Genomic DNA, 26,227 nt, shown 5'->3' on the forward strand with positions numbered 1-26,227 from the left:
GGCCGGCTGCGGCGGTCCGCGACGCCTCAGGACCCCGGCAGCGCCGTCGGGAAGCCCTCCGGCAGCTCCGTCGGCAGACCCGAAGGAAGCGCGCCCTTGTCGGCGTTCATGAAGGTGTCCTTGGGGCCGCCGCTCCAGGCGACCACCAGGTTCGTGCCGTCGTTCGACTCGATCGTGCCCATCGTGCGGTCCTTGTAGCCGTCGGCGCAGACGAGGGAGAGCATAGAGGTGCCGCTCATCTCCTTCACCGCGCCCGTACAGGCATGGCCCTCGACCGCCAGCGTGATCTGTGCGTCCTTGACCGACATGGCGACGGGCTTGCCGTCGGTGATGGCCGCCCAGGAGCCGTCCACGCTCGCGGCGTCCGAACCGGAACCAGAACCGGAACTCGAACCGGAACCCGAGCCGCCCGTCCCGCCGGACGCGCTCGCCCCGGCCTTGTCCTTGCCCGAGTCGCCGCTGTCGTCGCCGCTCCCACCGCACGCGGCGAGCGCGAGCGCGAGTGCGACGGCCCCGGCCGCGGCCCCGCCCGTCCGTACCAGCTTCCGCACGATCAAGTCCCCCTTGTCAGTCACCGAACGCGGTCAAACTACCAGGACGATTTCCGCACCCCCGGGAGGAAACCGGCGTGCGCCTGCTCGCGCAACCGGACCCTGGAGAGGCCGAATTTCCTGAGATGTCCACGAGGACGCCCGTCCACGCTGTCGCGGTTCCTGACCCGGGTCGCGCTCGCGTCGCGCGGCTGGCGCCGCAACTCCCGTTCCGCCGCGATCCGTTCCGCCTCGGGGGTGCCGGGGAGCCGCAGTATCTCCTTCAGCTCGGCGCGGCGCGCCGCGTACCGCTCGACGATCTCCTTGCGCCGCTCATTGCGGACGATCTTGCTCTTCTTCGCCATCAGACCTTCACCCCGCGCTCCCGGATCCGGGCGACGGCGGCCTCGATGCCGATCGCGTCGATCGTCTTGATCGCCCTGGCGCTGAGGGTCAGGCGCACATGCCTGCCCTCGCTCGGCAGCCAGTAGCGCTTGCGCTGGATGTTCGGGTCGAAGCGGCGGGAGGTGCGCCGGTGCGAGTGGGAGATCTTGTTGCCGAATCCGGGCTCGGCCCCGGTCAGTTGGCAGTGGGCGGACAAGGTCACACACCCCTCTCTTTGGAAATGGAAACCATTTCCATATACTAACCACATGGCCCGCAACGAACTACGCCCGATCGTCAAGCTCCGCTCCACCGCCGGCACCGGCTTCACCTACGTCACCCGCAAGAACCGCCGCAACGACCCCGACCGGATGACGCTGCGCAAGTACGACCCGGTCGTCCGCCGCCATGTCGACTTCCGCGAAGAGCGTTGACAGAACGAAGCGCTGACAGAACGAAGCGCCGAGAGAACGAACCGGCCGAGAGAACGAACCGAAGGAACCAGCAGCAGATGAAGCCCGCAATCCACCCCGCGTACCGGCCCGTCGTCTTCCGCGACAAGGCGGCCGGCTTCGCCTTCCTCACCCGGTCGACCGCCACCAGCGAGAAGACGGTCGTCTGGGCGGCGGACGGCGCCACCTACCCCGTCATCGACGTCGAGATCTCCTCGGCGAGCCACCCGTTCTACACGGGCACGGCGCGCGTCCTCGACACCGCCGGCCGCGTCGAGCGCTTCGAACGCCGCTACGGCCGCCGCGCACCCGAGGCCCGCGCACCCGAGGCCCGTACGTCCGAGGCCCGTACGCCCGAGGCCGGTCCCGGCGAGGCCCGGCCGTGAGCGGGCGGTTCGGCGGCAGACTGCCCGTCGCGATCGTCTGCGGCCTGCACTCCGACGCCCGCGAGGCGGCCGTACGGCGGCTGCTCGCCACCGTGCCGGGCAGCGTCGCCCTCCACCACGACCTGTCGACCGCCGCACGCGGCACCGTCGTCCGTACCGTCCGCGACGCCACAGGACGCCTCTCCGAAGGAGAGGCGCCGCTCGTCAACGACTGTGCCTGCTGCGCGCTGCGCGAGGACCTCGTACCCGAGCTGAGCCGGCTCGCGGACGACGGTACGACGCGGCTCGCCATCGTCGAACTGTGGGACTCCGTCGAGCCCCGGGCGATGGCCGAGGTCGTCGCCGCGCACGGCGAACGGCTGGCCGTCAGCGCGGTCGTGACCGCCGTCGACCCGGCGCTGCTCCTCCCGTACCTCGGCAACGGCGACGACCTCGCCGACGCCGGACTGGCCGCCGCGGCCACCGACCGGCGTACGGTCGCCGACACCTGGGCCCGGCAGCTGGAGTACGCGCCGGTGCTCGCCCTCGCCGACAGCCCGCTCGCGGACGACGAGGACCGCGCGCTCCTCGCCCAACTGCACCCCACCGCACGGCAGATGGAGATAGCGGGTGAGGAGCTGGCCGTCGCCGCCTTCGCCGGGTTCGACGTCGAGGCCGCAGCCGCCCGGCAGCACCCCGCCTGCGCGCTGCTGCCGCAGGACGCCGACGAGTGCGGGGTCGGTACGTACGTATGGCACCGCGCCCGGCCCTTCCACCCCGAGCGGCTCTATCAGGCGCTGGAGGATCTGACCTGCGCCGCGGCCCGCAGCCGGGGCCGCTTCTGGCTCGCCGACCGCCCCGACACCCTGCTCCACTGGGACGCGGCCGGCGGCGCCCTCTGCGTGGAGAGCTTCGGCCCCTGGCTCGCGTCGCTGCCGGACGCGGCGTGGGAGACGGTCCCGCCGGTGCGCCGGGCCGCCGCCGCGCTCGACTGGGACCCCCAGCACGGCGACCGGTGCCAGCACCTGGTCTTCACCTCGCCCGGCCTCGACCGTGAGGAGATCGGGCGGCTCCTCGACTCCTGCCTGCTCACCGATGCCGAGTACACCGCTGGCCGCACCGCCTGGAAGCGTCTGCCGCCCGCCTTCGACGCCCTCCTGGAGGTCTGACCCCCCATCCGGCCCTGGCCCCGGCCCCGGACCCGAGACCCCGGAACCCGAATACCGGACGCCGGACGCATCCAGATGGCCGCCGAACGCGTCTCTTCTATAAGAGAGGGTTTGCGCGGGTGCGTCTGTAACCAAGGGAACACCCCGCGTGCACGTGCATTTGCTCATGCATCCGCACATGAAACACAGCTATGATCCGAGACAGTTGACACCTGCACCTTGCAACTCGGGGAGCGTCCTGTGCACCACGTGTACAACGGCATAGCGGCCACAGAGCTTCACGGAGTCGTCTGGCAGAAGAGCAGGCACAGCAACTCCCAGGGTTCCTGCGTGGAGTTCGCCAAGCTGCCCGGCGGAGAGGTGGCGGTACGCAACTCACGCCACCCCGAGGGTCCCGCACTCGTCTACACCCGTGCCGAGATCGAGTCGATGCTGATCGGCGCCAAGGCCGGGGAGTTCGACCACCTGGCGTCGACCACCTGACGCTGACCATCCGGCGCTGACCATCCGGCGCTGACCGTCCGGCGCCGACTGCCCGACGTCGACCGTCCGGCGCCGATCGCCTGACGTCGACCACCTGGCACCGCCCCGAGTTGACCTTTCGGTGGGGTGTTTTCGGTCAATCTTCCGTGTACTCATGGCCGAAAAGGTCTGGGCCAACGAAAAGTACCGGCCGGTCCACGCGGACCGGCCGGTACTTTTTCCGGTTCTGTCTGTCCTGTCTCAGTCCTGCTGGATCCGGAACAGCGCCCAGACCACCTTGCCGTGCAGTGATCCCGCCAGTGGGTGCCAGCCCCAGGTGTCACTGAACGACTCGACCAGGAACAGCCCGCGCCCGGACTCCGCCGCGCAGTCCTCGTCGGCCTCCCGCGTCGCCGGACTCGTGTGGCTGGGGTCCCGTACCGCGCAGATCAGCCGGGACGACCAGCGCATCAGATGCAGCCGTACCGGAGCCTCGTGCGGGTCACGCGGGGTGTCGGCCGGCAGGGCGTGCCGCAGCGCGTTGGTGACCAGCTCGGAGACGACCAGCGCGACATCGTCGAAGCGCTCGGACAGCTCCCACTGGGACAGCGTGGTCCTGGTGAACTGCCGTGCCCCGCGCACCGCTTCGTAGCGGGGGGGCAGGGCGCACGAGACAGCGCCTGCCGCAGCCGCCGGGTCGATGGGGGGCAGTCCCCGCCTTAACGGCTCCAGCATGGTCGATCCATTCATCCCCATGCGAGGCACTCCCGGGATTCGCGGCCGTAGCGATACTGCGGTGGTCCAGCGTCACAACACGTCAATCACGAAACGAACACGCAGGTGCGCGAGGCCCATGGTTCCGAATGCGCACGGCAGATGCAAGGGCAGATGCACGTGCACGCGCCGGACTTCACCCCTCCCGTGGTGGTTCTTGGTCATTTCTTCCCGTGACCAGTTTTGCTCTCTCCGCAAAGCCTTCTTATTTCCGTAATCGAATGAGTACGGGCTGAAGCGTTTTGATGGCAGAATCCGGCTCTTGGAGTCCGGGGGTGCTCCGAGGGGAACCACATGCGATGGGGAGGGTTGGAGACGTGACCGCAGCCGAATCGGGCGGTTCCGTGGTGCGGCGCATCTTGCTGGGCTCACAACTGAGGCGGCTGCGCGAGACGCGCGGCATCACACGTGAAGCCGCCGGCTACTCGATCCGCGCATCCGAGTCCAAGATCAGCCGCATGGAGTTGGGACGGGTGAGCTTCAAGGCCAGAGACATCGAGGACCTGCTGACCCTCTACGGGGTGGCCGACGAGGGCGAGCGCGCGGCCCTTCTCGGGCTGGCCCGGGAGGCGAACGTCGCGGGTTGGTGGCACAGCTTCGGCGATGTGCTGCCCGGCTGGTTCCAGACGTACATCGGTCTGGAGGGCGCCGCCTCGCTGATCCGCATCTACGAGGTGCAGTTCGTGCACGGACTGCTCCAGACCGAGGCGTACGCGCACGCCGTCGTCACCCGCGGCCAGCCCGACGCGCCCTGTGCCGAGGTCGAACGCCGGGTCGCGCTGCGGCTGGAGCGGCAGAAGGTGCTCGTCTCCGAGCGGGCGCCGCGGTTCCACGCCATCCTCGACGAGGCGGCGCTGCGCCGCCCGTACGGCGACCGTGCCGTCATGCGGGGGCAGTTGAAGCATCTGATCGAGATCTCCGAGCAGCCGAACATCACGCTCCAGGTGATGCCGTTCAGCTTCGGCGGGCACGCGGGCGAGAGCGGCGCGTTCACCATGCTGAGCTTCCCCGAGTCGGACCTCTCCGACGTCGTCTTCCTGGAGCAGCTGACCAGCGCGCTGTATCTGGACAAGCGCGAGGAGGTCGGGCAGTACGAGCGGGTGATGGCGCGGCTCCAGGAGGACAGTCCGGGTCCTGAGGAGAGCCGAGATGTCCTCCGCGGATTGCTCCAATTGATCTGAGGCATCAGTACGATGACCAGACATCAGGAGTTTGCGCCTGTAGCACCCGCAGTAAGGGATCGCATGTCCTACTTCACCGACCTGGCCCATCAGTACATCGACGGCGAGTGGCGGACCGGCAGCGGCTCGTGGGACATCATCGACTTCAACCCGTACAACGGGGAGAAGCTCGCCGCCATCACGGTCGCCACCGCGCTCGAGGTCGACGAGGCGTACCGCGCCGCCGAACGCGCGCAGCGGGCCTGGGCCGAGACCAATCCGTACACCCGCAGGGACGTACTGGAGCGGGTGCTGCGGCTGGTCGAGGAGCACACCGAACCCATCGTCGAGGCGATCATCGACGAACTGGGCGGTACGCGGCGCAAGGCGCTGTACGAGGTACGGGCCGCCCAGGAGTTCCTGCGCGAGGCCGTACAGCTGGCGCTGCGCTCCGAGGGCCGGATCCTGCCGTCCCCGGTGGACGGCCGGGAGAACCGCGTCTACCGGCTGCCGGTGGGCGTCGTCGGAGTGATCTGCCCCTTCAACTTCCCGTTCCTGGTGACGCTCAAGTCGGTGGCGCCCGCGCTGGCGCTCGGCAACGCGGTCGTCGTCAAGCCCAACCAGAACGCGCCCGTCATCGGCGGCGGACTCATAGCCAAGCTCTTCGAGGACGCGGGACTGCCCGCCGGGCTGCTCAACGTGGTGGTCACGGACATCGCGGAGATCGGTGACGCGCTGCTGGAGCACCCCGTCCCGAAGGTGATCTCGTTCGCCGGGTCCGACCGGGTCGGCCGCCATGTCAGCGCCGTCGCGGGCGCCCACTTCAAGCGGACCGTCCTCGAACTCAGCGGCAACAGCGCGCTGGTGGTGCTGGACGACCTCGACGAGGCCGGGCTCGACCACGCGGTGGACGCGGCCGTGCACAGCCGCTTCTTCTACCAGGGGCAGATCTGTATGGCCGCCAACCGGATCCTCGTGGACCGGTCGGTCGAGCGGGAGTTCACCGAGAAGTTCGTGGCGCGGGTGAAGGCGCTCAGGACCGGTGACCCGCGCGACCCCGCGACCCAGATCGGCCCGGTCATCAACAGCTCCCACGCGGACGCGCTGACCGCGCTGGTGGACCAGGCGCTCGCGGAGGGCGCTACCGCGCTCGTCCGGGGGCGTACGCGCGGCAATCTGGTGGAGCCGACGGTGCTGACGGGGCTGGCGGCGGACTCGCCGCTGCTGCGGCAGGAGATCTTCGGGCCCGTCGTGCTGCTGGTCCCGTTCGACGGCGAGGACGAGGCGGTACGGCTCGCCAACGACACGCCGTACGGACTGAGCGGCGCCGTCCACACCGCGCGCGTGGAGCGCGGTATCGCGTTCGCGCAGCGGATCGAGACCGGCATGATGCATGTGAACGACTCGACCGTGCAGGACGAGCCGATGGTGGCCTACGGCGGCGAGAAGTTCTCCGGGATGGGCCGGCTCAACGGCGACTCGTCGGTGGAGGCGTTCACCACACAGAAGTGGATCTCGGTGCGGCACGAACGTACGGAATTCCCCTTCTGACGGTGGTCCGAAGGGGCGGACCGCCGTCCGGCCGCTCGCGCGCGGGCCATAACCTGGGGCGATGTCAGCGATCCGGTTGCTCGTCCTCGGCGCGGTCCGTCAGCACGGGCGCGCGCACGGCTATCAGGTCCGCAACGACCTGGAGTACTGGGGCGCCCACGAGTGGTCCAACGCCAAGCCGGGCTCGATCTACCACGCACTGAAGCAGATGGCGAAGCAGGGCCTGCTGCTGGCGCACGAGGTCGCGCCGAGCACGGCGGGCGGTCCGCCTCGTACGGAGTACGAGGTCACGGAGGCCGGCCGCGAGGAGTACTTCCGGCTGCTGCGCGCCTCGCTCACCTCGTACGACCAGAAGATGGACGTGCTCTCGGCCGCGATCGGCTTCCTCGTCGACCTGCCGCGCGCCGAGGCGGTCGAGCTGCTCGGGAGGCGGGTGGCCGCGATCGAGGAGTGGCGTGCGGCGGTGACCGTGCACTACGTGCCCGAGGACGGCCCGGAGGCCCTCGGGCACATCGGCGAGATCATGAACATGTGGGTGCACACGGCGGACGCGGGCGCGGCGTGGACACGGGGCCTGATCGGGCGCATCGAGGCGGGCGCGTACACCTTCGCGGGGGAGGGCGAGCCGTTCGTGGGGGTGCTCGCCGAGGGCGAGGAGAACCCGTACGCGACGGGGACCGAGCATGACGGGGACCGTCGCTAATCAAGTTTGACCAATGAGTGGGACGGAGTTACCCTTCCGGGCCAGTAGTCAAATTTGATTACCTGGAGCGGTGAGGGGCGAGCTTTGGACGGCGACGGCGACTACGGCGACGTGATCGTGATGGCGGGCGTACGGAAGCGGTACGGCGCGAAATGGGCCCTGGACGGACTGGATCTGCGGGTGCGCGCCGGCACGGTGCACGGCCTCCTCGGGCCGAACGGTGCGGGCAAGACCACGGCCGTACGGGTGCTGACCACCCTGCTGCGGCACGACGAGGGGGCGGCCCGGGTGGCCGGGCTCGACGTACGGACGCGGAGCCGCGAGGTACGGCGGCGGATCGGCCTCCTCGGGCAGCAGGCGGCGCTCGACGAGGACCTGAGCGGGCGGCAGAACCTGGAGATGTTCGGCCGGCTCCACCACCTCGGCGCCCGCCGCGCCGGCGCCCGCGCGGACGAACTGCTGGAGCGCTTCGGCCTGGCCGGCACCGGCCGCAAGGCGGTCCAGCGGTACAGCGGCGGGATGCGGCGCCGGCTCGATCTGGCGGCCTCGCTGATCACCGGCCCCGGCGTGCTCTTCCTGGACGAGCCGACGACCGGGCTCGACCCGCGCGGCCGGGCGGAGGTGTGGAGCGCGGTGCGCTCGCTGGTGGGCGAAGGGACGACCGTACTGCTCACGACGCAGTACCTGGAGGAGGCCGACCAGCTTGCCGACCGTATCTCGGTGGTCGACGGCGGCCGGGTCGTCGCGGAGGGCACGGCGGACGCGCTCAAGGAGGCGACCGGCGGGGACCGTATCGACGTCGTCCTGCGCGACGCGGACCGGCTCGCGGACGGCGCGCGGCTGCTGGCGCGCGCGGCGGGCGTGGCGGATGAGGTGGGCGCGGCGGGCGTGGCGGGCGCTCACGCGGTCACCACGGACCCTGACCGGCGGCTGCTGAGCGCCCCGGCCGCCGACCGGATGGCGGCGCTCACCGAGACCGTACGGGCCCTGCACGAGGCGGGCATCGAGGCGGCGGACATCGCGCTGCGGCGGCCGACGCTGGACGAGGTGTTCCTGCGCCTGACGGGCGGGACGAAGGAGAAGGAGGGGGCGGCGGCATGACGACAGACTCCGTAGGCGTGGGCGGTGGCGTCAGCGGCGTCGGCGTCGGCCGGGCGCTGACCGACTGCTGGACCATGACCCGGCGCGAACTCGCCCGCTGGGCACGGCAGCCGGTCCAGGTCGTCGTCGGGCTGGTCTTCCCGGTGATGCTGCTGCTGATGTTCGGATTCCTGATCGGCGGTGGCCGGGGCGTCGCGGGGGAGTACGTCGACTTCCTCGTCCCCGGCATGCTCGCGCTGACCATGGCCTTCGGCCTCGAATCGACCATGCTCGCCGTCACCCAGGACCTCAACAAGGGCGTCGTCGACCGCTTCCGCTCGCTGCCCATGGCCTCCTCGGCGTTCCTGGTCGGCCGCAGCGCCGCCGACATGCTCCAGTCGGCGGTCGGCCTGACCGTACTGACCGGCGTCGGTTACGCGATCGGCTGGCGCTGGCACGCCGGGCCCGCCGGCTTCCTCGGCGCCTTCGGGCTGCTGCTCCTGCTCCGCTTCGCGATGCTCTGGATCGGCATCCAGCTGGCGCTGGTGGCGGGCCGGCCCGAGATGGTGCAGGCCGTACAGATCCTGGTGTGGCCGGTCGGCTTCCTCTCCAACGCGTTCGCGACGCCGGAGTCGATGCCGGGCTGGCTGGGCGCGTTCGTGGAGTGGAACCCGATGTCGGCGACCGCCACGGCCGTCCGCGGTCTCTTCGGCAACGCGCCCGCCACGGAAGGCTCCTGGGCGGCCGGGCACGCGGAACTGCTGGCGGTGGTGTGGCCGGTGGCGCTGCTGGCGGTGTTCTTCCCACTGGCGGTAAGGAGGTTCGGCGGACTGAGCCGCTGAGGCGGCGGGGGTGCGGGTGCGCGGGGGCGCGCCCCTCCCCGTACCCCTGTCCCCGTCCCCCCGTCCCCCGTCCCTCCTCAGTGGTGGAAGGCCGTGGCGGCGGACTTGTCCCGGTCCAGCGGGTGTTCCTGGCGCCGCAGCTCCGGCAGAACGTGCTCCAGGTCGGCGAGCAGCATCGCGGCCATGTCCGCCGAGAAGCCGTTGCGGCAGACGATCCGCAGCACCGAGAGATCCTCGCGGTGCGCCGGGAAGGTGTACGCGGGCACCAGCCAGCCCTGTTCGCGCAGCCGGCGCGAGACGTCGAAGACATCGAAGTTCGTCACGCCGGGGGCGGTGGTGAAGGCGAACACGGGCAGCTGGTCGCCCCGGGTGAGCAGCGTGAAGTCGCCCAGCGCCGCGATCCGGTCCGCCAGCTTCGTCGCGATGTCGCGGGACGCCTGCTGGACGGCCCGGTAGCCGTCCCTGCCCAGCCGCAGGAACGTGTAGTACTGCGCGACGACCTGCGCGCCGGGCCGGGAGAAGTTCAGCGCGAAGGTGGGCATGTCGCCGCCCAGATAGTTCACGCGGAAGACCAGCTCCTCCGGAAGCTCGGCGGGCGAGCGCCACAGCGCCCAGCCGACGCCCGGGTAGACCAGCCCGTACTTGTGCCCCGAGGTGTTGATCGACGAGACGCGCGGCAGCCGGAAGTCCCAGACGAGATCCTCGTCCAGGAACGGCGCGACCATGCCGCCCGACGCCCCGTCGACATGGACGGGGATATCGAGCCCCGTACGCTCCTGGAGCGCGTCCAGCGCCGTGCACAGCTCGGCGACCGGCTCGTACGAACCGTCGAAGGTCGAGCCCAGCACGGCCACCACGCCGATGGTGTTCTCGTCGCAGAGATCCGCGGCGGCTTGGGGGTCGAGATGGAAGCGGTCGCCCTCCATGGGCACCTGCCGCGCCTCGACCTCCCAGAAGGAGCAGAACTTCTCCCAGCAGACCTGCACATTGACGCCCATGACGAGATTCGGCCGCGCGGTCGCCGGATAGCGGTCGGCGTTGCGCGTGGCCCAGCGCCGCTTGAGCGCCATCCCGGCGAGCATGCACGCCTCGCTGGACCCGGTGGTCGAACAGCCGACGGCGGACGGCGGGTCGGGGGCGTGCCAGAGGTCGGCGAGCATCGCCACACAGCGCCGCTCCAGCTCGGCCGTGCGGGGGTACTCGTCCTTGTCGATCATGTTCTTGTCACGGCACTCGGCCAGCAGCACCCCGGCCTGCGGCTCCATCCAGGTCGTGACGAACGTGGCGAGATTGAGCCGCGCGTTCCCGTCGAGCATCAGCTCGTCGTGCACCAGCTGATACGCGGTGTCCGGCGCGATGGGGCCGTCCGGCAGCCGGTGCGTGGGCGGCGCCGAGTTCATGTCACCGGTCGGATCGGCCTCCCCGAAGAACGGGTTCAGCGACAGCCGCCGCAACTCGGCCCGCTCCTTGGCGGGCACGTGGGCGGCTCGGTCCGTTCCTCGGTGGAGTGGCATGACGGCTCTCCTGGCGCTGGATACGGCGGCGACGGCCCTCCCCGAGAGAATACGGACGAACCAGGCGAACCGCCCGCCGGGCGGCGCCTCTCAGACTTCGATCAGCCCGTGCAGATCGATCTCGACGGGGAAGGGCACCTCGGTGATGAGCTTTCCGGTGTGCGTGGGCCGTTCGGGGCTCGATACGTATACGCCAGTCTCGTGGTGACGCCAGAACTCGTGGACGACCGGAAGATCGTCCTCACCACGCTCGACGCGCCAGTAGTAGGCGATGCCGGCTTCGGCATACATGCCGGGCTTGCGGAACCGGTCCTGGGTGCGCGAGCCGGGGGAGACCACCTCGATGGCGAGGGCGACACTCGCCACCGGCGTGCACTCCAGCGTGCGGATGTCGAGTCCGGTCTTGTCGAAGACGACGATGTCGGGCTTCGGCACGTTGTGTTCGTCGAAGATGGTTGAGCGCTCGACGTTGACCGCATAGGGCGCACGCCTGGCGCGCCGTAAGCCGTAGTACAGCTCGTCCCTGACCTGGTCGTGCCACCACTTCGCCGCCCCACGTACCACGATGTTCCCATCCAGTAGCTCCCAGTCGAAAGGGAGTTCCAACTCCTTGATCTGGTCGTACGTCCAGCCGTCCTCGGGCGGGTACATCCAGTTCTCCGGAGTGGCCTGCCCGTCGTGCTCGATACGCGCCTCTGCGGCCATGACTGCTCCCATGGAGAAGATCGTCGAGTGGTGCTGCCGGTCATGTTCCCGATTCGACGGTAGCGCCACCCGCGCGAGTGAGGAGGCATCGTTTCCGCGCTTGCACCTCACGTCGCGTGAGGGCCGAGGCTGGGACGCGTACCGGGTCACGGTGCGCACGCTGCACCACTACGACGCGATCGGCCTGCTCTCCCCGAGCGGGCGCGGCCACGCGGGGCACCGGCGCGGCGAGACCCACCGGGGCCTCGGCGAGCTGTACGCGTCGCGCGGGCGAGGTCCGGCGGGTTGGCGCGTGTACGTACACGCGGCAACCCGCCGATGCGGCTGCGGGCGGCTTCGCGGTGATCCGCGTGCGTCGGAGTCACCGAGTGGCGGGCATGGCGCCGGCCCGCCAGTCGTTCACGCGTCTGCGGACGCCCGCGATCATGGGAAGCCCGTCGATTTCGTCCGGCTCGAACCAGCCGACGTCCGTGGATTCCTCGGACACCGTCAGCTGCCCGGCCACCGGGCGGGCGAGGAAGCAGATGGAGAACTCCTGCCGCACCTCGCCGTCGTCGTAGGCGAAGACATGACCGGGGTTGCTGTACGTGCCGACGATGCCGACCACCTCGATGTCCACCCCGGTCTCTTCGCGGGTCTCCCGTACGGCACAGTCCGGCAGCGACTCGCCAATGTGCATGGCGCCGCCGGGGAGCGCCCACATGCCGTTGTCGCGCCGACGCTGAAGCAGGACACGTCCACCACTGTCGACGACGACGGCCGAGGCGGCGGGGACCAGGCTGTTCGCTGCGGGGGCGTTCGGATCGTCCTCGTAGTCACGCCTACCCATTGGTTTTCCCTTCCCATACCGGAGTACCTCTGTTCCACAACTCCTCGACGTGCGAGGCGAAGCGGTCGAACAGGCCGTCATTCTGAAGGCGACGCAGGTGCAGAGTGGGGGCATCGTGCCCGACAACGTGAGTGAGCAAGGGCGTGACGATCATGTCGTCGTCGAAGCGGAAGACGGACAAATAGGCGTGCCCGCCGCTGTACCGCGCGTCAATGCCCGGTTGACTTTTGATCTTCTCCAATTCGGCGAGTGTTACCCGGATGCGCGTGGAGAGCGGCAGCGCGACGTCTTCGTCCTCTTCGCGCGCCCGGGTCAGGCGACTGCCGGGGTCACCGAGCAGGAACCGCACGCGGCAGCCCTGTGTGGCCTTGCGGCGCAACACCTTGCCGAAGCGCGCCTGTTCGAGCCAGAGGAAGTAATTGGTGTACCCGGCGAAGGTCAGTTCTCCTTCGGCTTTGGTGATCAGTGAGTGCCACAGTGACGAGGGGCAGCCCGAGCGGAACGGGTAGACCGAGACCACTTCGCGGTCCGGGCCGACTTTGATCGCCTTCTTGGCGGCCGCCGGCCACAACGCGGCCTCTTCCTCTCCGAGGGCCTCGCAGACGGCCCACCGATGCCGGGCGTGGGGAACGCGCCCGGGATCCGTAATCCACCGTCCGACGGTCTTGACGTCGACATGGCACCGTTCGGCCAGCTGCCGGTCGCTCAAGTGCGCCTGAGCCATCGCGCGGCGCAACGCTTCGTTCACGGATACTCCCTGGGACGTTAGGGACGCTTCAGTGACCTCACCCGACTACATGCCTAACGGTCCGGGAGCGCGGTAGGAACGCACCTCTCGAGTCGCGAAAGTGGACGCATGATGAACGTAATGCCCTCACGGTCGCTGACGCTTCCCGGCCCGAGTCGCGGCCAGGTGGTCGCCCGATGAGCTACGACCGCCGTCACGTACCGGCTCTTGGCCCCGGGCTGCGGCTGCTGCCCTGGGAGAACGAGACGGGCAAGCCGTGCTTCCTGAGTACGAGCGACCCCGAGAGCATGCTGTCCAGGCTCGCCGACGATGTCGAGGCGGATCAGCTTGACGACGGTGCCGACGTGCTCAGTGGGGCCAAGGCCGTACTGGACGATCGCAAGGCCGGGGAGCACTCGCTCCGGCTGGCGCTCAGGGCGACCACACATGTGCTGGGTGACGTGTTACGCATCGCCGACAGCAGGGGCGGACGTCTTCCGGTACCCAGTGACGACGGCGACCTGTCCGGCGGCGGCCAGGACGACGGCGACCTGTCCGTATCGCCTGCCGAGAGCCATGAGTGAGGGCCGGCGACGGTGAAGGCTCGGTACAGGTTCATGGAGTGGCGGCTGACAGCCAACCCGGACGCGGTGGGTTTCACGGGCAGGTGCGTGGAGTGCGGAGACGCCTCCGCCGCGGCGCCGATCCCGGATGAGGTACAGGTCTGGTGCCTCAAACACGCGGGGGTCTCGGGGCACCGAGTCTACGAATTGGCCACGGTGCAGATGTTCGCGGCCGAGCCGAATGGCGACTGACCGGCTCCGCCGCCGAGCCGGGCGCGGGCGCGTATGGGGCAGGGTGGGTGATACGGGTACGGGGTGGGTCGCGGGCGGGGGCCGGGGCGGGGGCGGGGGTGTCGTACCGGGGGAGGTGGAACCTGGGGGTCCTTACAGGCGTTGATAGCTTGTGCGCGGCCGACCACGCCGAAACGACGATCGACCGACCAACGACTCAGGAGTCCGGAACCCGTGACCACCCTTGCGCTCGGACCCAGCTGGCTGGACCCGGACTATCTGATCGGGACCTTCGGGCTGATCGGTGTTCTGGTCATCGTGTTCGCGGAGTCCGGACTTCTCATCGGCTTCTTCCTGCCGGGCGACTCGCTGCTCTTCACCACCGGCCTGCTGGTGACGACCGGCGCCCTCGACACCCCGCTGTGGATCGTGGCGAGCCTGGTGGTGCTCGCGGCCATCGCGGGTGACCAGGTCGGCTATCTCTTCGGCAGGAAGGTCGGGCCGGCCCTGTTCCGGCGGCCCGACTCCAAGCTCTTCAAGCAGGAGAACGTCGAGAAGGCGCACGAGTTCTTCGAGAAGCACGGCCCGAAGTCGCTCGTGCTGGCCCGCTTCGTCCCCGTGATCCGTACGTTCACGCCGATCATCGCCGGTGTGAGCAAGATGAACTACCGCTCGTTCATCACCTTCAACATCATCGGCGGCGTGCTCTGGGGCGGCGGCGTCACGCTGCTGGGTGCCGCGCTCGGCAAGGTCGCCTTCGTGCACGAGCACATCGAGATGATCCTGATCGCGATCGTGCTGATCTCGGTGCTGCCGATCATCATCGAGGTCCTGCGGGCCCGCTCCCACAAGAAGAAGGACGCGGCCACCGCCGCCGCCACCGCGGGCGAGGACGAGGCTGCCATCGGGTACCACCCGGTGGAGCCGGGCCCCGGCGTGGACCGCGCGACGATGCAGTTCCCGGCGGTCGGGGGCGGCCAGGGCGGGCCGAGCGGTCACGGCGGCCAGGGCGGCTACGGCGGTCACGGCGGTCACGGTCAGCAGGGTCCCGGCGCGCAGCCCGCGCCCGGCGGTTACGGTGCTCCCGTCGACCCCCGGATCCCCGCCGACCCCCGGACCCCCGGCGGCTATGACGCCCCTGGCGGCTACGACGCCCACGGTGGGTCCCACCAGGCGCCCGGCGGGCCCGACGACGGTCCGGGCAGCGGCCAGCGCGGCCGGCACGCCCGGCGCTGACCGGCTCCGTACCGTACGGCTCCGTACCGTACGGACCCGTACCGTACGGACCCGTCAAGAAATCAGAAGCCGCGCGTCCGCTTGGCCGCGCGGCGGCTCGATGCCCGGCCCGAGCCCGGGACCTTGAGGAAGAGCCGGGAGACCTCCCCGCCGAGGTTCACCCCGACCGCGATCGCCAGCGCCAGGGCCACCGCCTTGGAGAGCGACGCCAGCCCCCGGTCCAGCTCGTTCTGCGCGAAGCCGAGCAGCCCGAAGTACGTGGCGGACCCCGGCAGCAGCGGACCGATCGCCGCCGTCACGTACGGCAGCGCCGACGCGAAGCGGTAGCGCGAGAACAGCTGGCCGAAGAGCCCCACCAGCCCGGCCGCGACCGCCGTCGAGGCCACCGGCGAGATCTCGGCCGTGTCGTGCATCGCCGCGTACACCGTCCACGCGACCCCGCCGTTGAGCGACACCAGCAGCACGGTGGAACGTTCCTGCTGGAGCAGGATCGCGAAGGTCAGGCTCAGCGTCACCGCCGCCAGGATCTGCACCCACGGCCGCTTCACGGTGTGCAGCGCCGCTTCCGGGTTGAGCTGCGCGTCCAGCTGCACCCCCAGATAGAGCACGACGAGCACCCCGATGACGATCGCGATGAAGAAGTACATGACCTCAAGCAGCCGGGCCGCCGCGGTGATGTAGTAGCCCGTGAGCCCGTCCTGTACGCCCGCCACCAGCGCCCGCCCCGGCAGCAGCGCGAAGAGACCGCCGGTGATCACCGCCGAGGGCCGGCCACCCCAGTGCAGGGCCGACGTCAGCAGCGTCAGCGCCACCCCCATCGCGGCCGGCGGCATCGCGGCCACCACGAACTGGTAGAACTCCGGCAGCCCGCGCCCCGCGCACAGCCACGCCAGCCGGTCGCCGAGCATCGCGCCCAGCGCCGCGGCCACGAAGACCACCGCGTCACCGCCCACCAGCACCGAGGCGGCCCCCGCCAGCACCCCGCTCGCCACCGTCAGCGCCCAGCCGGGGTACGGATGCCGGTTGCGGCGGATCTCCGCCAGCCGCCGGTACGCCTCCTCCAGCGTGATGTCCGTGTCCGCGCTCGTGATGTCGTCGATGAGCGTGTACACGGCGGACAGCCGCGTGTAGTCGGTGCCCCGCCGCCGTACCGTCCGGCTGGCCGTCACCGGATCGTCCACGAGCGACGGCTGATGGGAGATGGAGAGCAGGGTGAAGGTGACGGTCGGCTCGCAGTGGTCGAGCCCGTACGCGCGCGTGACCGCGAACATCGCGGCCTCCACGTCCTCGGCGCCCTCGCCGCCGGCCAGCAGCAGCTCGCCGATGCGCAGCGTCAGGTCGAGCACGCGCGGTACGGCGGGCCCGTTGTCGTCGTGCCGCTGGACCGTCTCCGGTACGGGACGCTCCCCGACCGGCATCCGCAGCAGCGTCCGCATCCGGTCCTGCCACGGCGCGTCCTTGGGCAGCAGGGCCAGCGGGAGCCCGTGCGCGGACGGGTACGAGAGCCCCGCCCCCGCCCCCGCTCCCGACCCTGGCCCATGTCCTGGACCCGATCCCGGCGTCCGGCCGCCGCCCTGCTGCGTACCGCCCGGCAGATCGAAGGCGGAGCCCTCGGGCTCGGGCGGTTGCGGCTCCGCGCTCAGCCCCTCCGGGAGGGCGAACTCCGACGTCGGCCGGTCGTCCTCGGGCGGTGGCGGCTGCTCCACACCGTGCGGCGGAGTGAAGGCACTGCGCGCCTCGTCCGACGGGGGCTTGCGGTCCTCGGGACCGTCCGGCTCGGCCACCACTGTCTGCGCCCTCACTCCCTGTCGTGACCGTCCCCGTCGTACGTGCCGTACGTTCCCCGCCCAGTATGGGTGGGCAGCCGGGTGGGCACACACGGACGGGCGGCCCACCCGGCAAGGGTGCGCCGCCCGTTCATCGCACATGCGCTGTGCGTTCGCTCAGTGCTGAGCGGGTGCGGGTGCGGGTGCGGATGCGTGTGCGTCAGTGCGCGTTGCCCTGCGCCTGGAGCCGCTTGTACGACGCCTCGATCTCGGCCTCGGCCTCGGCGCGGCCGACCCAGTCGGCGCCCTCGACGGACTTGCCGGGCTCCAGGTCCTTGTAGACCTCGAAGAAGTGCTGGATCTCCAGGCGGTCGAACTCCGAGACATGGTGGATGTCGCGCAGGTGCTCCACCCGGGGGTCGGACGCCGGGACGCACAGCAGCTTGTCGTCGCCGCCGGCCTCGTCCGTCATCCGGAACATGCCGATCGCGCGGCACTTGATGAGGCAGCCCGGGAAGGTGGGCTCGTCCAGGATGACCAGCGCGTCCAGCGGGTCGCCGTCCTCGCCGAGGGTGTTCTCGACGAAGCCGTAGTCGGCCGGGTAGCTGGTCGAGGTGAAGAGTCGACGGTCCAGCCGGATCCGACCGGTCTCGTGGTCCACCTCGTACTTGTTCCGCGAACCTTTGGGGATCTCGATGGTGACGTCGAACTCCACGGGTGGCTCCTCCATGATCAACACATATGTCGGTGATGCTGCGTGGCAAGGCGCAGTGATTAAGTGTCCCCCACGCAGCTGTGTGATCGCGAAAGGGGCTGGTCAGCCGTGCTTGAGCCGAAAGTGTGGCAGGTCACGGCGGGTTCGGTGGTCCTCGGACTGACGCTCGCCGCCGTGGTGGTGGCCGCGGCCGGCCCCTGGGAATCGGGCCAGCGCAGGGCCGAGCGGGAGTGGGCGGTCGCCCAGAGCCGTACGGGCGGCGAGGCCCGCGACGCGTCCGCGCCGCGCGAGCCGGCGCCCGCGCCCAGCGCCGCCGGAGTGCTCTCCGCGCTGCGGACGACGGGCCGCGACGCCGCCGAGGCCAACGGGACGGATTCCGGCGGGACGGATTCCGGCGGGGCCGACTCCAGCGGGACCGGCTCGACCGGGAAGACCCCCGCGCTGCCGCCCGGACTCGCCAAGACCCTCGGCCCGCTCCTCGACGACGACGCGCTCGGCCCGGACCGTACCGCCTCCGTCGTCGACGCCGTCACGGGCGAGCGGCTGTACGGGAAGGGCGACGCCAAGGCGATGACCCCGGCGTCCACGATAAAGATCGCCACCGTGGTCGCCGCGCTCTCCGCGCTCGGCCCCGACCACCGCATCGCCACCACCGTCAGGGCCACCCCCGACGGACGACGGCTCACCCTGGTCGGCGGCGGCGACGCCACCCTCGACCGGAAGGGACTCGGCCGGCTCGCCGACGACACCGCCCGCGCCCTGCGCGACCGGGGCGTCACCGAGGTGGAGCTGCGGTACGACACGTCCCTCTACTCGGGCCCCCGGCAGCACCCCATCGGCCCCAACGACAACATCGCCCCCGTCGACTCCCTGATGTCCGGGCAGGGCCGGCTCGACCGGTCGACGAGCGGGCCCGCGCCACGCAGCGGCAACCCGTCGGGCGACGCCGCCCGCGTCTTCGCCACGCTGCTGCGCGAGCGGGGCGTCCGTACCGACGGCGCACCCGAACGGAGCAGAGCGCCCAAGGAGACGGAACTGCTCGCGCGGACCTACTCCGCCCCGCTCTCCGCCCTGGCGGAACGCGCGCTGACCAACAGCGACAACGACATCGCCGAGTCCCTGGCCCGCCAGACCGCCCTGGCCGCCGGTGAGCCCGCGAGCTTCGCGGGCGCCGGACGAGCCGTCCGCGCCCAGCTGGCGAAGCTCCAACTGCCCGTCGCCGGGACCGTGTTCGACGACGGCAGCGGCCTCAGTCGCAAGGACAGGGTCAGCGCCGCCCTGCTCACCGGCCTGCTGGCGCGCGCCGCCTCCCCGGACCGGCCGGAGCTGCGCCCGGTCCTGACCGGCCTGCCCATCGCCCGCTTCAGCGGCACGCTGCGCACGCGGTACGCGGACCAGCCGCCCGCCGGCGGCCTCGTCCGGGCCAAGACCGGCACGCTCACCGGGGTGAACGCCCTGGCGGGCACGGTGGTGGACGCCGAGGGCAGGCTGCTGGCCTTCGCGTTCCTGGCGAGCGACACCCCGGCCCCCGATCCCGCCCAGGCGGCCCTGGACCGGCTCTCGACGGCCCTGCTCCCGGCGACGGCGGGCCGGCCCTAGCGCCGGCCCTAGGGAAAGCGTTCGACCCGCCCCGGAGACGAACCCGAGAGGAAAGTGGGGGAAGAACCGGGGTCGCCACGCCTGAGAAGCTGTCGTCCCACCCTGCTCCGGGCCCGAGGGGCCTGGCACCGCCGCCTCCGGCGTTGTCGTCGGTCACGAACGCTCCGCGTTCACTCCCTCCTCCGCCTTGGATCCGACGGCACCAGGTCCCTCGGCCTGTCCGAAGCAGAGTGGGACGACAGCTTCGCCCGCTCCACGAGCCGAGCACGTACGGTTGACGCATGACGAGCATCGGTGGTGCAGAGATGGTCGACTGGAACCTCGCGGTGGCGACCGCGACCCGCCTCGCGCGGCCGGGACCGGAAGTGAGCCGCGACGAGGCGCGTGAGATCGTCGCCGAGCTGCGGCGGCACGCCAAGGCGGCGGAGGAGCACGTCCGGGCGTACACCCGGATGATCCCCGAGGGCAGCGCCCCGGTGGACACCCCCGTGCTGGTCGTCGACCGGGCCGGCTGGGTCAAGGCCAATGTCGCCGGCTTCCGCGAGCTGCTGAAGCCCCTCTTCGAGAAGATGAGCGACCGCCGCCCCGGCGGCCCCGGCGGCGCCGTGCTCGGCGCGGTCGGCGGCAAGGTCACCGGCGTCGAGGTCGGCATGCTGCTGTCCTTCATGTCCTCCCGGGTGCTCGGGCAGTACGAGACGTTCGCCCCCGCCACCCGCGACCTCCCCGGCGCCGCCGACGGCAGCGGACGGCTGCTGCTCGTCGCCCCCAACATCGTCCACGTCGAGCGCGAACTCGACGTGGTGCCGCACGACTTCCGGCTCTGGGTCGCGCTCCACGAGGAGACCCACCGCACCCAGTTCACCGGCGTGCCCTGGCTCCGCGACCACCTCCAGGGCGAGATCCAGTCGTTCCTCGACCAGACCGACGTCGACCCCATGACCGTGGTCGAACGGCTCCGCGAGGCGGCCCAGTCGCTGGCGGGCGGCCGGCCCGAGGGTGAGCGGGACGAGGACGGCCACTCCATCGTCGAGCTGGTGCAGACCCCCGGACAGCGGGAGATCCTCGGCCGGCTCACCGCCGTGATGTCCCTGCTCGAAGGCCACGCGGACTACGTGATGGACGGCGTGGGACCACAGGTCGTGCCCTCCGTGGCGGAGATCCGCGAGAAGTTCCAGCAGCGCAGGGCCAGCGGCGCCGGCCGGCTCGACCAGGCACTGCGCAAACTGCTGGGCCTCGACGCGAAGCTCCGCCAGTACCGCGACGGGGAACGGTTCGTCCGGGCCGTGGTCGAGGAGGTCGGCATGGACGGCTTCAACCGGGTGTGGACCTCGCCGAACACGCTCCCCACCAAGGCGGAGATCGCCAAACCGGCGGATTGGGTCGCGCGGGTGCACCGTAAGGCAGATTCCTGAGGCAAAACGCCCTCTTGGCAGAAGGACGCCTCAGGTATCACCCATCCGAGGGACCGTCGGTGAGGGATAGGCGTGCAATGCTCGGGTAATGGCTCGGTTCTGTCACCATCGACGCACTCTGAGTGACGCTCTCCGTCCTTACTCCGACCGAGGCACCCCCCAAAAAAATTCACGAAGGGCACCGGATATGGGTCCCCATCCTGCGGTCGCGGCGATACGCCTGGCGGTCCGCCGCGTACTCCACGACATCCTCACCGAACGGGCGGAGCTCGACTCGCCCACTGCCGTCGGCGGCGCACCCGCTGCCGCGGGCGCGCCGCCGCTCGTGCTCGTCGCCTGCTCCGGCGGCGCCGACTCCATGGCGCTCGCCTCGGCCCTCGCCTTCGAGGCACCGAAACTCTCCGTCCGCGCGGGCGCCGTCACAGTCGACCACGGACTCCAGGACGGCTCCGCGCTCCGCGCCGCGGAAGTCGTCGCCCGGCTCGGCGCGATGCGCCTCGACCCCGTCGAATCCGTCGCGGTCACCGTGGGCGCTGAGACACCCGTGGCGCACAGCGCCGCGGGCGCCGGCGGCGCTGTGCGCCGTACGGGCGGCGGCCCCGAAGCCGCCGCGCGCGACGCGCGCTACGCCGCGCTGGACGCCGTCGCCGACCGCCACAGGGCAGCCGCAGTCCTCCTCGGCCACACCCGCGACGACCAGGCCGAGACAGTCCTCCTCGGCCTCGCCCGCGGCTCCGGCACCCGCTCCCTGTCCGGCATGGCCGCCGTCTCCGGGGCCACCGGCCGCTACCGGCGGCCCTTCCTCCAGCTCGACCGGCAGACCGCCCGCAAGGCCTGCCTGGTCCAGTCGATCCCCGTCTGGGACGACCCCCACAACACCGACCCCGCCTACACCCGCTCCCGGCTGCGCCACGAAGGGCTGCCCGCGCTGGAGAAGGCCCTCGGCAAGGGCGTCGTCGAGGCCCTTGCCCGTACCGCCCAGCTCTCCCGCGACGACGCCGACGCCCTGGACACCTGGGCCGTCGACGCCGAGACGACCGTACGGGACGAGGCGGGGCTGCTGGAGTGCGCCAAGCTCTACGCGCTCCCGCCGGCCGTACGCCGCCGGGTGCTGCGCCGGGCCGCCATCACCGCGGGCTCTCCCGCCGGCTCGCTGTTCGCCCGTCACATCGAAGAGGTCGACCGCCTGATCACCGGCTGGCGCGGCCAGGGGGCCATCAACCTGCCCGGCCGCGTGGAGGCCAGGAGGCAGGGTGGCAGACTGGTCATCCGGCAGGGCTGAAGCGCCAACGCACTACGGCTGTGTCTCCGGAGCCGCTGGTTCCGGACCTCTGGCCGACGACGAAAGCGATGCGGGTGGACCACAAGGACATGGGCGAAGACCTCCAGTCGGTGCTCATCACCAAAGAAGAGATCGACACGAAGCTGGCCGAGCTGGCGGCGAAGATCGACGCGGAGTACGCGGGCAAGGATCTGCTGCTGGTGGGGGTCCTCAAGGGTGCCGTGATGGTCATGGCGGACCTGGCGCGTGCCCTTTCCACCCCCGTGACGATGGACTGGATGGCCGTCTCCTCGTACGGGGCGGGCACCCAGTCCTCCGGCGTGGTCCGGATCCTCAAGGACCTGGACACCGACATCAAGGGCAAGCACGTCCTGATCGTCGAGGACATCATCGACTCCGGGCTGACGCTGTCGTGGCTGCTGTCCAACCTCGGTTCCCGGGAGCCGGCCTCGCTGGAGGTCTGCACTCTGCTCCGTAAGCCGGATGCCGCAAAGGTCGCGATCGACGTGAAATGGATCGGCTTCGACATTCCCAATGAGTTTGTCGTCGGATACGGACTGGATTACGCGGAGAAGTACCGCAACATGCCTTTCGTCGGCACCCTCGCGCCGCACGTCTACGGCGGTTAGTCCGGGGCCCGGTGGCGGCCCCGGACCCCACCGGGACGGCGAAGTGTTACGGAAAGGCCTCGGTACGAGGGGGAACCCCAGCACACTTCGCGCCGTTGAAGCATGGGAAGGCGGGTTTGTCAGCCGTCCCGTGCGGTCGCGGGCCATGATGCTGGGGTACCGTCCGAAGAACACTCTTTTCTCACAGCAGCATTTACCTACGGGCAGGAGGGACGGGGCGACTTCGCCTCGTATGGATGGACGTGAAGCGATACTTCCGTGGGCCGGTCATGTGGATCGTGCTGGCCGTCCTCGCCGTGGTCGTGCTGATGAATGTCGTCGGCTCGGGCAGCGGCTACAAGACGGTCGACACCGGCGAGGTCGTCCAGGCGATCGACAAGAACCAGGCAGAGCAGGTCAAGCTGACCACCGGTGATGACAACGTCATCAAGGTCGACCTCAAGAACGGGGTCAAGGTCAAGGGCAGCGACAAGATCCAGGCGAGCTATATCGGCAGCCAGGGATCCCAGCTGGCCTCGACCCTCCAGGCCAAGTTCCAGAGCGGCGACATCTCCAAGGGCTACACCGTCTCGCCGACGAAGCAGAGCCCGTTCCTCTCGGTGCTGTTCTCGCTGCTGCCCTTCGTGCTGATCGTGGTGGTCTTCCTCTTCCTGATGAACCAGATGCAGGGCGGCGGCTCCCGCGTCATGCAGTTCGGGAAGTCCAAGGCCAAGCTCATCACCAAGGACACCCCGAAGACGACCTTCGCCGATGTCGCGGGCTCCGACGAAGCGGTCGAGGAGCTCCACGAGATCAAGGAGTTCCTCCAGGAGCCGGCGAAGTTCCAGGCCGTCGGCGCCAAGATCCCGAAGGGTGTGCTGCTCTACGGCCCGCCCGGTACGGGCAAGACCCTGCTGGCCCGCGCCGTCGCGGGTGAGGCCGGGGTCCCGTTCTACTCGATCTCCGGCTCCGACTTCGTCGAGATGTTCGTCGGCGTCGGCGCCTCCCGGGTGCGCGACCTCTTCGAGCAGGCCAAGGCGAACGCCCCGGCGATCGTCTTCGTCGACGAGATCGACGCCGTCGGCCGGCACCGCGGCGCGGGCCTCGGCGGCGGTCACGACGAGCGCGAGCAGACGCTGAACCAGCTGCTCGTCGAGATGGACGGCTTCGACGTGAAGGGCGGCGTCATCCTGATCGCCGCGACGAACCGGCCCGACATCCTCGACCCGGCGCTCCTGCGCCCGGGACGCTTCGACCGGCAGATCGCCGTCGACCGCCCCGACATGCAGGGCCGGCTGGAGATCCTCAAGGTCCACCAGAAGGGCAAGCCGGTCGCCCCGGACGTCGACCTGGGCGCGGTCGCCCGTCGTACGCCCGGCTTCACCGGCGCGGATCTGGCGAACGTGCTGAACGAAGCGGCGCTCCTGACGGCGCGCAGCGACAAGAAGCTCGTCGACAACCACTCCCTGGACGAGGCGATCGACCGCGTCGTGGCGGGCCCGCAGAAGCGGACCCGGATCATGTCCGAGAAGGAAAAGAAGATCACCGCGTACCACGAGGGCGGCCACGCCCTGGTCGCCGCGGCGTCTCCGAACTCCGACCCGGTCCACAAGATCACGATCCTGTCCCGCGGCCGGGCCCTGGGCTACACCATGGTCCTGCCCGACGAGGACAAGTACTCGACCACGCGCAACGAGATGCTCGACCAGCTCGCCTACATGCTGGGCGGGCGGGCGGCCGAGGAGCTGGTCTTCCACGACCCGACCACCGGCGCGGCCAACGACATCGAGAAGGCCACGGCCACGGCCCGCGCCATGGTCACGCAGTACGGCATGACCGAGCGGCTCGGCGCGATCAAGTTCGGCGGCGACAACACCGAACCGTTCGTCGGCCGTGAGATGGGTCATGCGCGCGACTACTCGGAAGAGGTCGCGGCGCTGGTCGACGAAGAGGTCAAGAAGCTCATCGAGACCGCGCACAACGAGGCGTGGGAGATTCTCGTCGAGAACCGCGACGTCCTCGACAATCTGGTCCTGGCGCTCCTGGAGAAGGAGACGCTCAACAAGGAGCAGATCGCGGAGATCTTCTCGACCATCGTGAAGCGTCCGGCCCGCCCGGCGTGGACCGGCTCCTCCCGACGCACCCCGTCGACGCGGCCGCCGGTACTCTCGCCCAAGGAGCTGGCGCTGACCAATGGCGCGGCGTCCGGTCCGAACGGCGGGCTCCCCGCGGTGACGACCGGCGAGGCACCGGCGGAAGCGGTTCCCGAGGACCGCCCGGAGAGCTGATCCCGGGCGCTCACCAGGCCCGGAATGGATGCCGCGCTCCCCAGGTTCTAGCCTGTGGGGGCGCGGCATTCGTATGCCCGAGCGAACATGGACGGCACAGGAACGAGGCACAGATGACCGACCCGGTGACACTGGACGGCGCGAGCCCGGTCCGCGAGTTCGACGAGAAGCGGGCCGAGGACGCCGTACGCGAACTCCTGATCGCGGTCGGCGAGGACCCGGACCGCGAGGGGCTGCGGGCCACCCCGGGCCGGGTGGCCCGGGCGTACAAGGAAATATTCGCGGGGCTCTGGCAGAACCCGGAGGACGTGCTGACCACGACGTTCGACCTGGGCCACGACGAGATGGTCCTCGTGAAGGACATCGAAGTGATGTCGTCATGTGAGCATCATCTGGTCCCCTTCACCGGGGTCGCCCATGTCGGCTACATCCCGTCCGCCGACGGGAAGATCACCGGGCTGTCGAAGCTGGCCAGGCTGGTGGACGTGTACGCGCGCAGGCCGCAGGTGCAGGAGCGGCTGACCACGCAGATCGCCGACTCGCTGATGGAGATCCTCGATCCGCGCGGGGTGATCGTCGTCGTCGAGTGCGAGCACATGTGCATGACGATGCGCGGAGTGCGGAAGCCGGGCGCCAAGACGATCACCTCGGCCGTCCGGGGTCAGATGCGGGTGCCCGCGACGCGTGCCGAGGCCATGAGCCTGATCATGGCCCGCTGAGGTCCACCGCGGCTGTCAGGCGGGCCCGGCCGGGGCTGTTCCGTTGCCGGGGTGGTGGGGGTCGTCGGAGTCGTCCGGCAGCTTGCAGACGTGCTCCAGGAAGAACGCGGCGGCGATCACCGCGAAGCCCGCCAGCACCGCGGAGCCCGCGTAGATGGCCTGGTCGCGGCGGGCGGGGATGTCGAGGGAGCCCAGCAGGAAGACGCCCGCGCCGCCGTACAGCCCGCAGACCAGGGCCGTGACCAGGGCGCTGGCCTGGCCGAAGACGACCGCGCGGGCGGCCATCAGCGGGTCCACGCCCTTCGCGTCGGGGCGCCGCTCCCGCTGGGCGCGCAGGCGGGAGCGGAGCGACAGCGCGGTCGCGAGGAGTACGGCCGCGATCGCCGCCAGCACGATCGGCGCGGCCAGCGGCACGCTCGGCAGGGTGCCGAACGCGTCCCAGAGCCGGGCCGCGGCCCACGAGAGCACGCCCGCCACCACGAACAGGCCGGCGAGGACGCCGATCCGCAACTGCTTCACCGAGAAAGCCGCCCTTCAACCTCTGCTGTACCGACCCGCTGA

At 70.4% G+C, this 26,227-nt stretch carries 26 protein-coding genes and 3 pseudogenes; 18 read left to right on the plus strand and 11 right to left on the minus strand.

What is annotated here, in order from left to right:
- Positions 1-26: 26 nt before the first annotated feature.
- Genes AB0389_RS19790 through rpmB form a run of 3 tightly spaced genes read right to left on the minus strand, consistent with a single transcriptional unit; the run spans position 27 to position 1,131 of the window.
- Complete coding sequence (locus AB0389_RS19790) at positions 27-551, minus strand: hypothetical protein (protein ID WP_366396720.1); 525 nt, start codon at positions 549-551, stop codon at positions 27-29.
- Between the two features lie 38 nt (positions 552-589).
- Positions 590-895, minus strand: coding sequence for a 30S ribosomal protein S14 (gene rpsN / locus AB0389_RS19795; protein ID WP_366396721.1), 306 nt, complete (start codon positions 893-895; stop codon positions 590-592).
- Complete coding sequence (gene rpmB / locus AB0389_RS19800; RefSeq protein ID WP_366396797.1) at positions 895-1,131, minus strand: 50S ribosomal protein L28; 237 nt, start codon at positions 1,129-1,131, stop codon at positions 895-897. The genes rpsN and rpmB overlap by 1 nt, the downstream gene beginning before the upstream one ends.
- Positions 1,132-1,183: 52 nt before the next feature.
- On the opposite strand from rpmB, the gene rpmG reads away from it, so the two are divergent.
- From rpmG to AB0389_RS19820, 4 genes and pseudogenes are all read left to right on the plus strand, one after another.
- Entirely contained in the window at positions 1,184-1,348 is a 165-nt protein-coding gene (gene rpmG / locus AB0389_RS19805; RefSeq protein ID WP_366396722.1) for a 50S ribosomal protein L33, read from the plus strand.
- Positions 1,349-1,425: 77 nt separating this feature from the next.
- Positions 1,426-1,671, plus strand: a pseudogene (locus tag AB0389_RS19810) (type B 50S ribosomal protein L31); the annotation flags it as partial.
- A gap of 77 nt (positions 1,672-1,748) precedes the next feature.
- Positions 1,749-2,900: a GTP-binding protein gene (locus tag AB0389_RS19815; RefSeq protein ID WP_366396723.1), complete on the plus strand. Its 1,152-nt coding sequence runs from the start codon at positions 1,749-1,751 to the stop codon at positions 2,898-2,900.
- A gap of 240 nt (positions 2,901-3,140) precedes the next feature.
- The gene (locus tag AB0389_RS19820) at positions 3,141-3,383 is read left to right on the plus strand and encodes a DUF397 domain-containing protein (RefSeq protein ID WP_366396724.1); all 243 of its coding nucleotides are present in this window, start codon (positions 3,141-3,143) and stop codon (positions 3,381-3,383) included.
- 240 nt (positions 3,384-3,623) lie between these two features.
- Here AB0389_RS19820 and AB0389_RS19825 read toward each other — a convergent pair whose 3' ends face one another.
- Positions 3,624-4,118: an ATP-binding protein gene (locus tag AB0389_RS19825; protein WP_366396725.1), complete on the minus strand. Its 495-nt coding sequence runs from the start codon at positions 4,116-4,118 to the stop codon at positions 3,624-3,626.
- 317 nt (positions 4,119-4,435) lie between these two features.
- On the opposite strand from AB0389_RS19825, the gene AB0389_RS19830 reads away from it, so the two are divergent.
- The 5 genes from AB0389_RS19830 (at position 4,436) to AB0389_RS19850 (ending at position 9,472) form a co-directional block, all read left to right on the plus strand.
- Positions 4,436-5,317 (plus strand): helix-turn-helix transcriptional regulator, encoded by an 882-nt coding sequence (locus tag AB0389_RS19830; RefSeq protein WP_366396726.1) that lies wholly within the window; start codon positions 4,436-4,438, stop codon positions 5,315-5,317.
- Between the two features lie 63 nt (positions 5,318-5,380).
- Entirely contained in the window at positions 5,381-6,847 is a 1,467-nt protein-coding gene (locus AB0389_RS19835; RefSeq protein ID WP_366396727.1) for an aldehyde dehydrogenase family protein, read from the plus strand.
- Positions 6,848-6,908: 61 nt separating this feature from the next.
- Positions 6,909-7,550, plus strand: coding sequence for a PadR family transcriptional regulator (locus AB0389_RS19840; protein ID WP_366396728.1), 642 nt, complete (start codon positions 6,909-6,911; stop codon positions 7,548-7,550).
- A gap of 120 nt (positions 7,551-7,670) precedes the next feature.
- Entirely contained in the window at positions 7,671-8,651 is a 981-nt protein-coding gene (locus tag AB0389_RS19845; protein WP_366396798.1) for an ATP-binding cassette domain-containing protein, read from the plus strand.
- The gene (locus AB0389_RS19850) at positions 8,648-9,472 is read left to right on the plus strand and encodes an ABC transporter permease (RefSeq protein WP_366396729.1); all 825 of its coding nucleotides are present in this window, start codon (positions 8,648-8,650) and stop codon (positions 9,470-9,472) included. The genes AB0389_RS19845 and AB0389_RS19850 overlap by 4 nt, the downstream gene beginning before the upstream one ends.
- A gap of 77 nt (positions 9,473-9,549) precedes the next feature.
- Here the strand turns inward: AB0389_RS19850 and AB0389_RS19855 are convergent, their stop codons facing one another.
- Both AB0389_RS19855 and AB0389_RS19860 read right to left on the minus strand, forming a co-directional pair.
- The gene (locus AB0389_RS19855; RefSeq protein ID WP_366396730.1) at positions 9,550-10,986 is read right to left on the minus strand and encodes a glutamate decarboxylase; all 1,437 of its coding nucleotides are present in this window, start codon (positions 10,984-10,986) and stop codon (positions 9,550-9,552) included.
- 90 nt (positions 10,987-11,076) lie between these two features.
- Positions 11,077-11,703, minus strand: a complete 627-nt coding sequence (locus AB0389_RS19860) for a Uma2 family endonuclease (RefSeq protein ID WP_366396731.1) — start codon at positions 11,701-11,703, stop codon at positions 11,077-11,079.
- Positions 11,704-11,791: 88 nt separating this feature from the next.
- Between AB0389_RS19860 and AB0389_RS19865 the strand changes: the two are divergent.
- A pseudogene (locus tag AB0389_RS19865) lies at positions 11,792-11,917 on the plus strand (MerR family DNA-binding transcriptional regulator); the annotation flags it as partial.
- Between the two features lie 135 nt (positions 11,918-12,052).
- On the opposite strand, the gene AB0389_RS19870 reads toward AB0389_RS19865, so the two are convergent.
- Positions 12,053-12,520 (minus strand): NUDIX domain-containing protein, encoded by a 468-nt coding sequence (locus AB0389_RS19870; RefSeq protein WP_366396732.1) that lies wholly within the window; start codon positions 12,518-12,520, stop codon positions 12,053-12,055.
- Entirely contained in the window at positions 12,513-13,268 is a 756-nt protein-coding gene (locus tag AB0389_RS19875) for an XRE family transcriptional regulator (protein WP_366396733.1), read from the minus strand. Before AB0389_RS19875 ends, AB0389_RS19870 begins: the two co-directional genes overlap by 8 nt.
- Positions 13,269-13,444: 176 nt before the next feature.
- Between AB0389_RS19875 and AB0389_RS19880 the strand changes: the two genes are divergently transcribed.
- Positions 13,445-13,831 carry a hypothetical protein gene (locus AB0389_RS19880; protein WP_366396734.1) on the plus strand — a complete coding sequence of 129 codons (387 nt, stop codon included), beginning with the start codon at positions 13,445-13,447 and terminating at the stop codon, positions 13,829-13,831.
- A gap of 444 nt (positions 13,832-14,275) precedes the next feature.
- Positions 14,276-14,908, plus strand: a pseudogene (locus AB0389_RS19885) (VTT domain-containing protein); the annotation flags it as partial.
- A gap of 431 nt (positions 14,909-15,339) precedes the next feature.
- On the opposite strand, the gene AB0389_RS19890 reads toward AB0389_RS19885, so the two are convergent.
- Positions 15,340-17,064 (minus strand): threonine/serine exporter family protein, encoded by a 1,725-nt coding sequence (locus AB0389_RS19890; protein WP_366396799.1) that lies wholly within the window; start codon positions 17,062-17,064, stop codon positions 15,340-15,342.
- Between the two features lie 199 nt (positions 17,065-17,263).
- Positions 17,264-17,758, minus strand: coding sequence for an inorganic diphosphatase (locus tag AB0389_RS19895; RefSeq protein WP_114659890.1), 495 nt, complete (start codon positions 17,756-17,758; stop codon positions 17,264-17,266).
- 108 nt (positions 17,759-17,866) lie between these two features.
- On the opposite strand from AB0389_RS19895, the gene dacB reads away from it, so the two are divergent.
- From dacB to folE, 6 genes are all read left to right on the plus strand, one after another.
- Complete coding sequence (dacB, locus tag AB0389_RS19900) at positions 17,867-19,357, plus strand: D-alanyl-D-alanine carboxypeptidase/D-alanyl-D-alanine-endopeptidase (RefSeq protein WP_366396735.1); 1,491 nt, start codon at positions 17,867-17,869, stop codon at positions 19,355-19,357.
- Positions 19,358-19,638: 281 nt separating this feature from the next.
- The gene (locus tag AB0389_RS19905; protein ID WP_366396736.1) at positions 19,639-20,769 is read left to right on the plus strand and encodes a zinc-dependent metalloprotease; all 1,131 of its coding nucleotides are present in this window, start codon (positions 19,639-19,641) and stop codon (positions 20,767-20,769) included.
- Between the two features lie 187 nt (positions 20,770-20,956).
- Positions 20,957-22,051, plus strand: a complete 1,095-nt coding sequence (gene tilS / locus AB0389_RS19910; RefSeq protein ID WP_366396737.1) for a tRNA lysidine(34) synthetase TilS — start codon at positions 20,957-20,959, stop codon at positions 22,049-22,051.
- A gap of 68 nt (positions 22,052-22,119) precedes the next feature.
- Positions 22,120-22,680, plus strand: coding sequence for a hypoxanthine phosphoribosyltransferase (hpt, locus tag AB0389_RS19915; protein ID WP_366396738.1), 561 nt, complete (start codon positions 22,120-22,122; stop codon positions 22,678-22,680).
- 236 nt (positions 22,681-22,916) lie between these two features.
- Positions 22,917-24,947, plus strand: coding sequence for an ATP-dependent zinc metalloprotease FtsH (ftsH, locus tag AB0389_RS19920; protein WP_366396739.1), 2,031 nt, complete (start codon positions 22,917-22,919; stop codon positions 24,945-24,947).
- A gap of 113 nt (positions 24,948-25,060) precedes the next feature.
- The gene (folE, locus tag AB0389_RS19925; RefSeq protein ID WP_329066959.1) at positions 25,061-25,666 is read left to right on the plus strand and encodes a GTP cyclohydrolase I FolE; all 606 of its coding nucleotides are present in this window, start codon (positions 25,061-25,063) and stop codon (positions 25,664-25,666) included.
- Positions 25,667-25,681: 15 nt separating this feature from the next.
- Here the strand turns inward: folE and AB0389_RS19930 are convergent, their stop codons facing one another.
- On the minus strand, positions 25,682-26,185 hold the full coding sequence (locus tag AB0389_RS19930; protein WP_366396740.1) for a DUF3180 domain-containing protein: 504 nt from the start codon (positions 26,183-26,185) through the stop codon (positions 25,682-25,684).
- Positions 26,186-26,227: the final 42 nt, after the last annotated feature.

The organism is Streptomyces sp. NPDC093109, from assembly GCF_040701725.1.
Taxonomy (GTDB): Bacteria; Actinomycetota; Actinomycetes; order Streptomycetales; family Streptomycetaceae; genus Streptomyces.